The following is a 12,455-nucleotide window of genomic DNA, read 5'->3' as shown; positions in this document are numbered from 1 at the left end:
AGCCGGCCGCGCTCGATGTCGCCGGCATCGATGTCGTGCGGACCCGCACCATCGCCGTGTTGACGACCGGAGCGCTGGCTGGGCTCGGCGGCGCCTATCTCGCCAATGTCGGGGCTGGGCTGTTCATTCCGTTCATCACCAATGGCGCGGGCTTTCTCGGCATCGTGCTGGCCATGCTGGCGCGCGGTCGCCCGATCTGGGTGCTGTTCGGTGCGTTGCTGTTCGGTGTCTGCCTGTCGCTGACGACGGCCATGCAGGTGGCCGGGATCAACATACCGACCGACATCATCCAGATGCTGCCGTTCCTGGCGGTGATGATCATGCTGGTGCTGTTCGGCCGGCGCGCGAGCCTGCCGGCGGCGCTCGGCATTCCATACGAGCGCGGCGCGCGCTGAGGACAATTCATGCGCGGATGGGACCCGCGCCAATAAAGGAGGCAAGAATGTCGGATACCAAGGTCTACCTGCTCGATGGCGGCTCGCTCGTTCTCGACGGCTATCATGTGTTCTGGAATCGCGGCCCTGGCGGCGAAGTGCGCTTCCCGGTCTATTCGATCCTGATCGAGCATGCCGAGGGCCGGTTCCTCATCGACACCGGCTACGACTACGATCACGTGATGAAGGTGCTGCCGTTCGAAAAGCCGATCCAGGAAAAGCACCAGACCATCCCCGGCGCCCTGGCGCTGCTCGGCCTCGAACCGAAGGACATCGACGTCGTCGTCAATTCGCATTTCCACTTCGATCATTGCGGCGGCAACAAGTATTTTCCGCATGCCAAGAAGATCTGTCACCGGACCGAGGTGCCGCAGGCGTGCGATCCGCAGCCCTTCGAACATCTCGGCTATTCCGATCTGAGCTTTTCGGCGGAGGCTGCCGAAGCGCGTGGCGCGACCGGGCAATTGCTTGCGGGAACGACACGGGCGAACTCGACCTTTGAAGGCATCGATGGCGACGTCGAGCTTGCCAGGGGCGTCCGGCTGATCTCGACGCCCGGCCATTCGATCGGCCATTACAGCCTGCTGGTCGAGTTCCCCAAGCGCAAGCCGATCATGTTCACGATCGACGCGGCCTATACGCAGAAGAGCCTTGAAACGCTGTGCCAGGCGGCCTTCCACATCGACCCGGTGGCGGGCGTCAATTCGATGCGCAAGGTGAAGAAACTTGCCGAGGACCATGGCGCCGAGCTGATGTACTCGCACGACATGGACAACTTCAAGACCTACAGGACCGGCACGCAATTCTACGGCTGACCCCCGCCAATCCGGAGACCAAGACGATGCGTTATCTCGAACATGCCGATCCGGTCATCACCCTGACCGCGGGGCCGGTGAACGCCTATGCCGAAGTGCTGCGCGGCCTCGGGCGCACGGTGCTCTACGACTACGACCCGGCGTTCCAGCTTTTCTACGAAGGTGTGGTCGACAAGGCGCAAAAGGCGATGCGGCTGTCGAACAAGCCGGTCATCCTGCATGGCGAGCCGGTGCTTGGCCTGGAGGCCGCCGCGGCCTCGCTGATCACGCCGGACGATGTCGTGCTCAACCTTGCCTCAGGCGTTTACGGCAAGGGGTTCGGCTATTGGGCGAAGCGTTATTCGCCACATCTGCTCGAGATCGAGGTGCCCTATAACGAGGCGATCGATCCGCAGGAGGTCGAGGCAATGCTGAAGGCGCATCCGGAGATCACCGTCGTTTCCGTCTGCCACCACGACACGCCGTCCGGCACCATCAATCCGATCGACGCCATCGGTGCGCTGGTTTCAGCGCATGGCGGCTATCTCATCGTCGATGCCGTCTCGTCCTTTGGCGGCATGAAGACGCATCCCGGGGATTGCAAGGCCGATATCTATGTCACCGGCCCGAACAAATGCCTGGGCGCGCCTCCCGGCCTGACGATGATGGGTGTCAGCGAGCGGGCCTGGGCCAAGATGAAGGCCAATCCCCTGGCGCCGCGCGCGTCGATGCTGAGCATCGTCGACTGGGAGCATGCGTGGTCGCGGGACAAGCCGTTTCCATTTACGCCGTCGGTCTCGGAGATCAACGGGCTCGATGTCGCGCTCGACCTCTACCTCAATGAGGGACCGGAGGCGGTGTGGGCGCGCCATGCACTCACCGCCAAGGCCATGCGCGCTGGCGTTGCCGCGATGGGCCTGTCGATCTGGGCTGCCAGCGACAGCATCGCGTCGCCGACCACGACCGCTGTCCGCACGCCCGAAGGTTTCGACGAGAAGGCGCTTCGCCAGGCCGCGCGCGCCCGTTACGGCGTGGTGTTTTCGTCGGGGCGCGGCGAGACCTTGGGAAAGCTGACGCGCATCGGCCATATGGGACCGACCGCCCAGCCGATCTATGCGATCGCGGCGCTGACGGCACTGGGCGGCGCCATGAATGCGGCCGGCCAGAAACTGGCGATCGGCAGGGGCATCGACGCGGCGCTGGCCGTGATCGACGCCGACGCCTGAACAGACATCACCACGGATTGAGGGAGCATTTTCATGACTGAACGGCTTGCGGGAAAGACGGCCCTGGTTACAGGCGCCGCGCAGGGTATCGGCAAGGCGATCGCAGCGCGGCTTGCCGCCGACGGGGCAACCGTCATCGTCAGCGACATCAATGCCGAAGGCGCCGGGGCGGCGGCCGCGGCGATAGGCGGAAAGGCGAGGGCGATCGCCGCCGACATTTCCGATCCGGCATCCGTCAAGGCACTCTTCGGAGAAATCCAGGCCCTGACCGGGGGCATCGACATCCTGGTCAACAATGCCAGCATCGTGCCGTTCGTCGCCTGGGACGATGTCGATCTCGACCATTGGCGCAAGATCATCGACGTCAATTTGACCGGCACTTTTATCGTCAGCCGTGCCGGTACGGACCAGATGCGTGCGGCGGGGAAGGCCGGACGGGTAATCAGCATCGCATCCAACACCTTCTTTGCCGGCACGCCGAACATGGCTGCCTATGTCGCGGCCAAGGGTGGCGTCATCGGCTTCACCAGGGCGCTCGCCACCGAGCTTGGCAAATACAACATCACCGCCAATGCGGTGACGCCCGGCCTGATCGAGAGCGACGGCGTCAAGGCGAGCCCGCACAACGAGGCGTTCGGCTTCGTCGAGATGCTTCAGGCGATGAAAGGCAAAGGGCAGCCGGAACATATCGCGGACGTGGTCTCGTTCCTGGCCTCCGACGATGCGCGCTGGATCACCGGCCAGACGCTCAATGTCGACGCCGGGATGGTGCGCCACTAGCCAAAGCGCATCCCAAAAACTGTTACGCATTTCGGAACGACCTGCATCGGGGTTGCTGCAGCGGACGGGCGCGGCCATCAAAGGGAAATCATAGTGGACTTCGGATTCGACACGTCGGTTTTCGACGAGCTGACGATTGCAATGCTGGTCGCCGGCCTGGCCATGACCGGCGTGGCGTCCGGCGTGCTGGCTGGCCTGCTGGGAGTCGGTGGCGGTATCGTCATCGTCCCGGTGCTGTTCTGGGTGCTTAGCCTGTTCCAGTTTTCTCCTGATGTGATCAGCCATCTGGCGGTGGCGACGTCGCTTGCGGTCATTATCCCCACCTCGATCTCATCGATGCGGTCACACAACAGGCGCGGCAACGTTGATCGGCCTCTGCTCAATCTGTGGGGCCCGGCCATTTTCGTCGGTGCCCTCGTCGGTGGCATCATGTCGAAATTCATCCCGGGCGCCGGCTTGCGGCTGGTCTTCGGCGTCGTCGGCCTGCTGGTGGCCGTCAACATGGCGTTGCCGAAGCACCTCGTGATCTCCGATCACCTGCCGAAAAGCGGCTGGATCAACCGCGCGATCGCTGCTGTGATCGGCTTTGTCTCTTCGCTCATGGGGATTGGCGGCGGCACATTGTCGGTGCCGACGCTTTCCAGCTTCTCCTTTCCGGTGCACCGGGCCGTCGGCACATCGTCGGCGCTTGGCCTGCTTATCGCGCTTCCAGCGGTGGCCGGCTTCATCTGGTCGGGTCTCGCAATTGCAGGCAGGCCTCCGCTCAGCCTGGGTTACGTCAGCCTGCCGGCGGTTGCCATCATAGCGCCGGTGAGCTTTCTGTTTGCACCCTTGGGCGCCAAGCTCGCCCACGCGCTCAACCCGCGCTACCTGAAGCTTGCCTTTGCGTTCTTCCTGGCGATCACGGCCGGGCGAATGCTGCTTTCCTGAATCCGGTTCAGCGGCCTACTGCTATTTTTCCCGCATGGCCCGGCGGAAGTTCTGCGTGATCGGCTCGGCGAGATAAGAAAGCACGGTGCGAGCCCCCGTCCGGATCATCGTCTCGCTCGACATGCCGGGCAGCAGCTTGCGGCCCTCCAGCTTGCCGAGTTCGCTTTTGTCGATCACAACTGTCGCCGCGAAATAAGGTGCGCCGCTGCGTTCCTCAACCATGCGGTCAGCCGACACGATCTCCACGACGCCCTCGAGCGGCGGCAGGTTGTAGCGGGCGAAGGCCGGGAAGCTGACGCGCGCGAGCTGTCCGGGTGCGATCGTCTCGACATCCTCCGGCTTGACCATAGCCTCGACCACGAGTTGTTGTCCGAGCGGTACGATCGTCATCAATGTCTCACCGGGTTTCACGACACCGCCCGCGGTATGGACCTTCAAGTCCATGACGATGCCGTCAACCGGCGCGACAACGTTGGTACGGCTAAGCACGTCCCTGGCGGAACGCTCCTGCTGTCCGAGGTCAAACAGCTCCGCCTCGACCTTGCTCAACTCGTCGACGGCCTCGTTCAGGCGCACTGTGTTGAGGTTCAGGATCTGCATGTCGATCTCGGCCATGGCGCTTCCGGCACGGGCGATTGCCGCGACATTGGTGGCGCGCTCGCCCTCGATCTCCCGCTGCTGGCGTCTGAGCGACAAGTTCCGTTCGCGGGTGGTCAGCCCTTTCTTGAGCAGACCCTCAAGGTCTTTGCTTTCACCCTCGATTGCCTCGATCTGCTTGTCTTCCGTGACGATAAGCTGCTCCAGCCCCGTTATCTCTTCCTCGACCTGGTGACGGCGCTGGCCGAGAATTTCCTGCTCGTCCTTCAGATTGTGGTGCTTCGCTGTAAACACGTCACGCTGTGCTGCCACCGCGTCCTTCACGGCGATCGCGGGGTTTGCGAGCAACGCCGGATTGAACTCGATCTCGGTCTTGCCGTCACGCTCGGCCCTGAGACGCGCGGCCAGCGCCTCACGCGTTGCTATCCGGTTCTGGATCAGGTCGAGCTGCGCCTTTGCCTGCGTGTCGTCGAGCCCGACGAGGATCTTGCCCGCCTTGACGATATCCCCGTTGGCGGCGTTCAACTCCGCGATGATGCCGCCCTCGAGGTGCTGGATGAGCTTGCGGTCGCCGGCGACCTTGATCACGCCCGACGCCACCGCAGCGCTGTCCAGCGGCGCCAGGGCCGCCCATCCCCCGGCCACGCCGAAGAACAGGAACATGATCGCGAAGCCGGTGCACGTCACGCCGGTGAGACGGAGGGGTTGCGGCTCCAGGAGAGAGGGCGGCGCGAGGGGCAGCGGCACGACCTTCAATTCGGGGGGGCGGCTCATGCTTCCTTGACCTCTTTGATTTCCTTCACCACTTCAAGGGCTGGCAACTGGGCCGCCTTGGGCAGATGGGCCACCTTGCCGACACGGCTGGCGAGTTCGTTGAAGACATGGTCGCGCGGCCCGAAGAGATCTTGCTGACCCCTGTTGAGGACCAGTATCTTGTCTACCTTGTCCAAAATGCTGGCGCGGTGCGCGATAAGGATAACGGTCGTATTCGTCGCCTTGGCCACGCCGAGAGCGGCAATCAATGCCTCCTCGCCCTCCCTGTCGAGGTTGGAATTGGGTTCGTCGAGGATAAGCAGCGCGGGGTCGCCGTAGAGTGCCCGCGCCAGCCCGATGCGCTGGCGCTGCCCGCCCGACAGTATCGCACCCGCTTCGCCGATTTCGGTGCCGTACGCCTTCGGCAGTCCTTTGATCAGCTCGTGGACTCCCGCCAACTGCGCGGCCTCGACCACCTTGTTGAAGACCGCCGGGTTGAGCATCGCGAAGCGGCAAATGTTTTCGGACACGGTGCCGGCGAAGAGCTCGATGTCCTGCGGCAGATAGCCGACATGACGACCACGGTCTTCCGCCGCCCATTGGGCAACATCCGTTCCGTCCAGCAAGGCGCGCCCCGCGGACGGGCGCCAGGCGCCGGCGAGTATGCGCGCCAGGCTCGTCTTGCCAGCCCCGCTCGGACCGATCAACGCCATCGCTTCACCCGGCTCGAGGCGGAAGTTGATCCCCTTGAGGATGTGCTCGCCACCCTGCCGGGCAAGCACAAGGTTGTCGGCCTCAAACCTGCCTTTCGGACGGGGCAGTGGCAGGACCGGTGTGGCCTCCCGGTGCTGTCCGGCGACCGCGGTGAGGCGCCGGTAAGCGGCACGGGCTCCGACCGTCGCCTTCCAGGTGCCGATCGCTTGCTCGACCGGTGACAATGCGCGGCCCATCAGGATCGAGGCGGAGATCATGATACCGGGCGAGGCCTCGTTGCGAAGAACCAGATAGGCACCGAGGCCGAGTATGGCCATTTGCAGGGCCAGCCGGTGACAACGCGCGATGGCCGCGATGACCCCACCCCGGTTAGCGGCAAGGACTTGTCCTTTGTTCGCCTCGTCCTGCTGTGCCTTCCAGCCTTCCATCAGCGGCTTTAGCATACCCATCGCCTGGACGACCTCGGCGTTGCGGATCGTCGCCTCGGCCTGCACGTATGCCCGCGACTGTGCATTTGCAGCCTCGGTCAATGGTTTGCGTGTGACGTATTCGTTGAGCAACGCCAACGCAAAGAGGACAATCCCGCCGCACAGCGCCAACCAGCCCAGCCAGGGGTGCATGACGAATATGGCGGCGAAAAACAACGGTGCCCAAGGCGCGTCAAGAATCGGGAAGATGCTCGGGCTGGTGAAGAAATTCCGCACTTGATCCAGGTCGCGTAGCGGACGGGCGTTGGCATGACCGGGCGCCGAGGCGGCATATTCCACGGATGCGGTCAGGAGAACCGGTGCCAACCGCGCGTTCATCCACGATCCGACTTTAGCCAGAAGACGCCCGCGCACCACCTCCAGCCCCGCCATTGCCGCGAGTGCCCCTGCCGCCATAAGCGACAGCATCACCAGCGTCTCCAGGCTGTGGCTGGACAACACGCGGTGGTAGACCTGGAGCATATAGAGCGCCCCGGTCAGCATCAGCACGTTGATGCCGCCGCTGAACCAGACAAGCGGCCGGATGGCGCGTCTGGCCTCTTTCATCACCACCTGCAGGGCAGGCGGCTGTTGGTTGGTTCTCATCATCTGGATGACATCTCCGTGCAAGAGATCGCGGGAGGCGCACGGGGGCAGCATCGGCTGCCCCCGTTGGTCAAGTGTCAGGCGACATCAACAAGTATGTGCTGCATGTCTGTCACATCCCCGTCCGCGTCCGCCACCTGGAAGGCGAAGTCGAGGCTGGCTGACGGCGTCTCGGTCACGGTCGTGCTGAAGGCGATGTCCACGATCTTCAGCACGTCGTTGTCAGCGCCGTCGAAGCTCACCAGATCGTTGGTCGCAACGCTGCTGCCGCCGCCAGCTCCGGTCTCCCTGATCAGGTCGATGGCACTGCCGGTGATCCCGTTGCCCGACTGCATGATCTGGACACCCTGCAGCAGGTACTCTTCGCCGGCTGCGTTGTAGTCGTTCTGCTCGATGATCACGAGGCCGTCATTGTTGTCGAGCGTGAACTCCGAGCTGTACGGGGACGGGGCCTGACCCGTCTTGAAGATGTCGGCGTTCTGCACGTACATAGCCCGTGTGATCGAAGTGTCGTCCGCGGTGCCGAAAATGTTGTCGGCACCGTTGTCGGCCAGGTTGAGGATCAGCATCAGGTCCTCGCTGTTGCCGATGCCGTCGAACTCGATGGCCATGCTGCCGGCGAAAGCCGACGTCTGCGGTGTCTGCTGCACCTCGGTTGCGATACCGACATTGTTGTCGAAGAACCGCAACGTGAGCAATTCGCCTTTCTGGATCGTGTCACCGGCGACACCGTTGGTGTTCTGCGTCGCAGACACCCATGTTTCATTGTCGTTGCTCACCATGTCGTGAGCGCCGAAGGCGAATGAGGAGTCAAAGGGGTTGGATGCCCCCTCGCCGTTATTCGTCAATCCGAACGGGTTGGATCTGTTGATCGCGTTGCCGGTGAACTGCACGTAGAAGTCTTCGTCTACATTCTGCGTGGTCCCGTCATCCGCCTGCAATTGTTCCAACACGATCTGCGGGTGGCCCGTATTGCTCGTGGGCTGCTTGGACAAGAGTTCACTGGTGTGGATAAGGTCGAAGCTGAAGCCTTCGAGCGGATCGGTCAGGGTGATGGTGTAAGTGCCGGCACCCTTGTCGAAGAGGAGGGTGCCGCCCGCCGTGCCCGGCTGGACGAGATCCGCTGGGTCCTTGTCGTAGGTGAAGCTGAAGTCGAACGTCGCGAAATCGGAGTCCTCCGACGCGAGCGTGACGTCCGAGGTGATGAGATTGCCCCCGCCGCCGCCGGCGATCGAGCCGGTGAGTGCGATCTGGATGCCATTAAGCGGGTCGCCATCCTGGTCGACGAAGGCAGAGTGCGTGGCATCGTAGAACGCGTCCGGGCGAGCATCCGCGCCGATGTCGTACCCGAAGGCTCCGGTGGCGGACGCATTGGCCGCATTAGCCAGGGTTTCGTGGGTACCATCGCTACCACCACCGGAGGCATCACCGTCGAACGGCACCGTGATCGTCGGGCCGTCATCCTCGAAGGTGAAAGCAGTGCCGATGTTGGCTGTTGCCTCGGCGGTGTCGCCGTCACCATCGGTGGCGGTCGCGGTCAGAGTAACCAGATCGGCCGCGGCAAGTACCGCCGCCGAAGCGCCACTCTCCACGGGATCTGCCGGATCGTTATGGATAACCGAACGGTCCTGAGTCAGCGTTACCTCGCCGGTGTTCTCATCGACGCTGATCAGGAAGGCGACCGTAGCCGTGTCGTTCTCCAGATAGCCTTCGATTTCGCCGTTGCCATTGACGCGCAGCAGAATGTTATCGCCGCTGAGCGTGTCGTCGAGGCCGCTGTCGACGTCTGCGCTCTTGACGCCGAGCTCATAGGTGACGGCGCCGCCGTCGGCGCCGAGGTCGGTGCTGAAGGCGGAAGTAAAGCTTGCCGATGTGGTATCGGAAAGATCGCTGTCGTCGGTGGTCAGCGTCGGAATAGTGCCGTCCGCCGTCACCGTCGGGCCGTCATCCTCGAAATGGAAGGCGTCGCCGATATTGGCGGTTGCAGCGTCGGTGTCGCTGTCACCATCGGTGGCGGTCGCCGTCAACGTCACCAGGTCGGCCGCAGCGAGTGTCGCCGCCGATACGCCGCTCTCCACCGGATCGGCTGCATCGTTGTGGACGACCGAGCTATTCTGGGTCAGCGTCACCTCGCCGGTGTTCTCGTCGACGCTGATCAGGAAGGCGACCGTGCCTGTGGCGTTCGCCAGATAGCCTTCGACCTCGCCGCTGGCGTTGAGGCGCAGCAGGATGTTGTCGCCGCTGAGCGTGTCGTCGAGGCCGCTGTCGACACCGGGGCTCTTGACGTCGAGCGCATAGGTGACGCCGTCGAGGCCATCGGCGCCGGCGTCGACGCTGAAGACCGGCGCGAAGCTTGCCGACGCTGTATCGGGAATGTCGGTATCGTCGGTAATCAGCGGCGAAACAGTGCCGTCCGCTGTCACCGCCGGCCCGTCATCGTCGAAGTTGATGAAGGAGCCGACCTCTTCGCTGTGGGCGTTGGTGTTCGTCGTCGAGAAATGGAACTCGGAGATATCGAGCCCTTCGTTTGAATCGACCGATGATACCTGCAGCCGATCCATTGGGCTGCTGGTGATGACATCGACGGTGGTGACGTTGTCGAGTCCGGTGATGGTGACTATGCCCGTGCCGAGCCCACTGACGGTGACGTTGCCGCTCCCAGTGGCATAGGTGCCATTGGCGATGATGGTGGACGCAAACCCTGATTCACCCGTCAACGTGAGGCTGGTGATGTTCACGAGGTTGGTCGCGGTGCCGTCAAAGAAATCCGTGCCTTGATCGTTGCCCGTATTGTTGAAGGCAGCGATACTGACGTCCACCCGATCAGTGGGAGTAGAAGGCGTGATCTGGTTGATTGTGAATCCGGCCCGCGTGACGGTCTCGAGATGGCTATCGTACTGGATTTCCGAGGCATCACCCGCGGCCAGATCACCGCCGGTCACAAAATCGACCTGGAGCGTTTCGCCCGGATTAATGCTCTGGTTGTTGACGCCGAAGCCCTTTTCACTCACGTTGGCGGTGCCACCGTTCAAGCCTATCACCAGAAGCTGCTTGGAAGCGTCATCGGGCGAATTGATCAAGTAAAAATCATTGTTGCCGGGCGCGGCGTCCTCGCCCAAAAAACTGACCACGGAGGTTCCCGCAACGGAGGCGAACACTGCGTCTTCCAGATTGATGCGGTCGTCCGGGTTGGTCTCGTCCGGATGGAACAACGGCACGTACTGGACCGTATACAAATCCGCATTGGTGTTGCTGGTGTTGATCAGGGCGAACGAGAAGGCGAGCGGTCCGGTCTCGGCGGGCTCAGTGCCCGCGTCAGAGGTGCCAATGACGCCGATCACGACGTTTGGATGCGTTAGGTCCTGGAACAGCCAGACATAATTGCCATCGACCGTCTGAATGCCGCTGTTCACGCCGACGGTGGTGGAAAACGGGGTTCCAGCGAGGTTCTGTGAGAGAACGACCGAGGTGATGGTTTCTCCCGCGCTCGCCGAGGCCTCCACGAAGTTGGCCTGGAAGGCGACCTCAGGCGAGGTCAACCCATCCGGATCGTCGAGACTTAGGAGATATTGCACCGTGGGGTTGGTGTCGTATGGCGGAATGGCCGGATTGATATCATCGTCCGTAAAACCGATTGTCTCGTCGATGATGATGTCTTGAGCTACGATATCGAGTGCCATGGAGATTCTCCTTGGTTCAAAATGCTTTCTGGAAAGGGATGCAGCCCCCAATGCCGGAAATGCACCTACCCCGGTGCAGCCGGTCGCATACTGAAATGCGCCCCTCCAATTTCATTGTGCCGCCGGCGCAGAGGGCGCGTCCATTCCCGCTTCGATAGTATTGCGGTCAATGTCCGCACCTGATCGAACGATATATATCCATCGGTAGATCAGGCTGGCGGGTGCTGGGGGAGGCCGCGCCGGCACAAGGCAGATGCCGTCAGACGGCTTTCCGGCCGTTGCCGTGCGTACAATGTCGGCGCGAGGAGAGAGGGACGGTCAGAGCAGGCCGGTTCGGCCCGTTCGTGGACGCTCGGTGGCTTTGCCGTGCGTCATCCAGGCCAGTTCCGCCCGGCCGCCGAGGTGCAGCTTCTCGTAGACGTGATGCAGGTGCATCTTCACCGTACCTTCGGATAAATGCAGCCGCTGCGCGATGGTCTTGTTGCGCAGCCCGCGCGAGACGAGATCGGCGATCTCGGTCTCCCGCCCGGTCAGCCGGGACATGGGCTGCGGCTGCGAGCCCGGCATCAGCAGCTGCTGGACGATCTTGTTGTCGATCCACTTCTTGCCCGCCGCCACCGCATTCACGCATTCGACGAGAAAGCGGTGGCTGATGCCGTCCAGAAACAGGCCGTCGACGTCGAGCGTCTGTATTTCCTTGATATCGAGCCTGCCGGTTGGCTGCACGATGAAGATGATGCCGAGAGCGCTGTTGCCAGCCTTCAGCCGTGAGGAAAGACCTGATGTCTGCTGGTCCTCGAGATCCACGCCCACGATGACGATATCAGGTTGATGGCGCTCCACATGAGCGAGAACGTCCACAGGGCGGCGGCACTGGGCGACAACATCGTGTCCAGCCTTCTGCAAAACCCATTCCAGACCGGCGAGATATACCCCTCGCGGGTCCGCCACGACCAACGTCGACATGCGAACACCGTCCGTAAAAAACGCAACGAACTTGGTTAAGTACCCGTAAAATCAGGAAACCAGAGCCTAGGCCTATTGTCAAGTAATAGCTAATATACATGTTGCTATAATAACGCCCCGAGACTGCCGCTCGGAACGGCGCCGTGAAAGGCCAACCTATGATATGCCTGTCACGTCAAGGTTCTAACGTCCCTTGCCGCGCGGCCCAGTCGTACGGGTATAGGCAGTAAAAATAGCCGGTGCGTTCGGTTGCGATGTATTTCAGATGCGTGCCATTGGGCAGCCAGACGATGTCGCCAGGGCGGCATTCGTGGCGGCCGTCATCCAGTTCGATCGTCAGCGTGCCTTCATGGATGAACAGGACCTCGTCATAGGTCACGGTCCAGTCGATCGAGGCGTTCTCCAGATACTCGATGCCACCGCCCATGGTCCGGCTGATCTCGGCATTGATCACGCGCGCGATCGACGACGTTCCGGTCGGCGTGACTGATGGCTTCAGAGTCAACTC

The 12,455-nt window shown here is 62.4% G+C and carries 9 protein-coding genes and 1 pseudogene; 5 read left to right on the top strand and 5 right to left on the bottom strand.

The window, feature by feature from the left end:
- The 5 genes and pseudogenes from EN893_RS04585 to EN893_RS04565 all read left to right on the top strand — a co-directional run.
- Positions 1 to 395, top strand: a pseudogene (locus EN893_RS04585) (ABC transporter permease); the annotation flags it as partial.
- A 47-nt stretch (positions 396 to 442) separates the two neighbouring features.
- Positions 443 to 1,249 carry a 4-pyridoxolactonase gene (locus EN893_RS04580; RefSeq protein WP_127267957.1) on the top strand — a complete coding sequence of 269 codons (807 nt, stop codon included), beginning with the start codon at positions 443 to 445 and terminating at the stop codon, positions 1,247 to 1,249.
- Positions 1,250 to 1,275: 26 nt separating this feature from the next.
- Positions 1,276 to 2,454, top strand: coding sequence for an alanine--glyoxylate aminotransferase family protein (locus tag EN893_RS04575; RefSeq protein WP_127270366.1), 1,179 nt, complete (start codon positions 1,276 to 1,278; stop codon positions 2,452 to 2,454).
- A gap of 33 nt (positions 2,455 to 2,487) precedes the next feature.
- Positions 2,488 to 3,234 carry an SDR family NAD(P)-dependent oxidoreductase gene (locus EN893_RS04570; protein WP_127270367.1) on the top strand — a complete coding sequence of 249 codons (747 nt, stop codon included), beginning with the start codon at positions 2,488 to 2,490 and terminating at the stop codon, positions 3,232 to 3,234.
- Between the two features lie 93 nt (positions 3,235 to 3,327).
- The gene (locus EN893_RS04565; RefSeq protein WP_127269265.1) at positions 3,328 to 4,164 is read left to right on the top strand and encodes a sulfite exporter TauE/SafE family protein; all 837 of its coding nucleotides are present in this window, start codon (positions 3,328 to 3,330) and stop codon (positions 4,162 to 4,164) included.
- Positions 4,165 to 4,185: 21 nt separating this feature from the next.
- On the opposite strand, the gene EN893_RS04560 is transcribed toward EN893_RS04565, so the two are convergent.
- From EN893_RS04560 to EN893_RS04540, 5 genes are all read right to left on the bottom strand, one after another.
- On the bottom strand, positions 4,186 to 5,535 hold the full coding sequence (locus EN893_RS04560; RefSeq protein ID WP_127269264.1) for an HlyD family type I secretion periplasmic adaptor subunit: 1,350 nt from the start codon (positions 5,533 to 5,535) through the stop codon (positions 4,186 to 4,188).
- Positions 5,532 to 7,301 carry a type I secretion system permease/ATPase gene (locus EN893_RS04555; RefSeq protein ID WP_127269267.1) on the bottom strand — a complete coding sequence of 590 codons (1,770 nt, stop codon included), beginning with the start codon at positions 7,299 to 7,301 and terminating at the stop codon, positions 5,532 to 5,534. The genes EN893_RS04560 and EN893_RS04555 overlap by 4 nt, the downstream gene beginning before the upstream one ends.
- A gap of 77 nt (positions 7,302 to 7,378) precedes the next feature.
- Positions 7,379 to 10,981 (bottom strand): DUF5801 repeats-in-toxin domain-containing protein, encoded by a 3,603-nt coding sequence (locus tag EN893_RS04550; RefSeq protein ID WP_128361424.1) that lies wholly within the window; start codon positions 10,979 to 10,981, stop codon positions 7,379 to 7,381.
- A 318-nt stretch (positions 10,982 to 11,299) separates the two neighbouring features.
- Positions 11,300 to 11,947 carry a response regulator transcription factor gene (locus EN893_RS04545; protein ID WP_127268144.1) on the bottom strand — a complete coding sequence of 216 codons (648 nt, stop codon included), beginning with the start codon at positions 11,945 to 11,947 and terminating at the stop codon, positions 11,300 to 11,302.
- A 175-nt stretch (positions 11,948 to 12,122) separates the two neighbouring features.
- Positions 12,123 to 12,455 (bottom strand): AraC family ligand binding domain-containing protein (locus EN893_RS04540; protein WP_128361423.1); only part of this gene is annotated, 333 nt, incomplete at its 5' end.

The sequence above is a fragment of the Mesorhizobium sp. M7A.F.Ca.CA.004.04.2.1 genome (genome assembly GCF_004022825.1).
Classification (GTDB): Bacteria; Pseudomonadota; Alphaproteobacteria; order Rhizobiales; family Rhizobiaceae; genus Mesorhizobium.
The sequence above is the reverse complement of the archived record's forward strand: the minus strand, read 5'-3'. Positions and strand labels throughout refer to the sequence as shown.

Bases quoted from the DNA above. Each gene is read 5' to 3' on its own strand.
- EN893_RS04560 (WP_127269264.1), bottom strand. From the start codon at position 5,535: ATGAGCCGCCCCCCCGAATTGAAGGTCGTGCCGCTGCCCCTCGCGCCG.
- EN893_RS04555 (WP_127269267.1), bottom strand. From the start codon at position 7,301: ATGAGAACCAACCAACAGCCGCCTGCCCTGCAGGTGGTGATGAAAGAG.
- EN893_RS04550 (WP_128361424.1), bottom strand. From the start codon at position 10,981: ATGGCACTCGATATCGTAGCTCAAGACATCATCATCGACGAGACAATC.
- EN893_RS04575 (WP_127270366.1), top strand. From the start codon at position 1,276: ATGCGTTATCTCGAACATGCCGATCCGGTCATCACCCTGACCGCGGGG.
- EN893_RS04580 (WP_127267957.1), top strand. From the start codon at position 443: ATGTCGGATACCAAGGTCTACCTGCTCGATGGCGGCTCGCTCGTTCTC.
- EN893_RS04570 (WP_127270367.1), top strand. From the start codon at position 2,488: ATGACTGAACGGCTTGCGGGAAAGACGGCCCTGGTTACAGGCGCCGCG.
- EN893_RS04545 (WP_127268144.1), bottom strand. From the start codon at position 11,947: ATGTCGACGTTGGTCGTGGCGGACCCGCGAGGGGTATATCTCGCCGGT.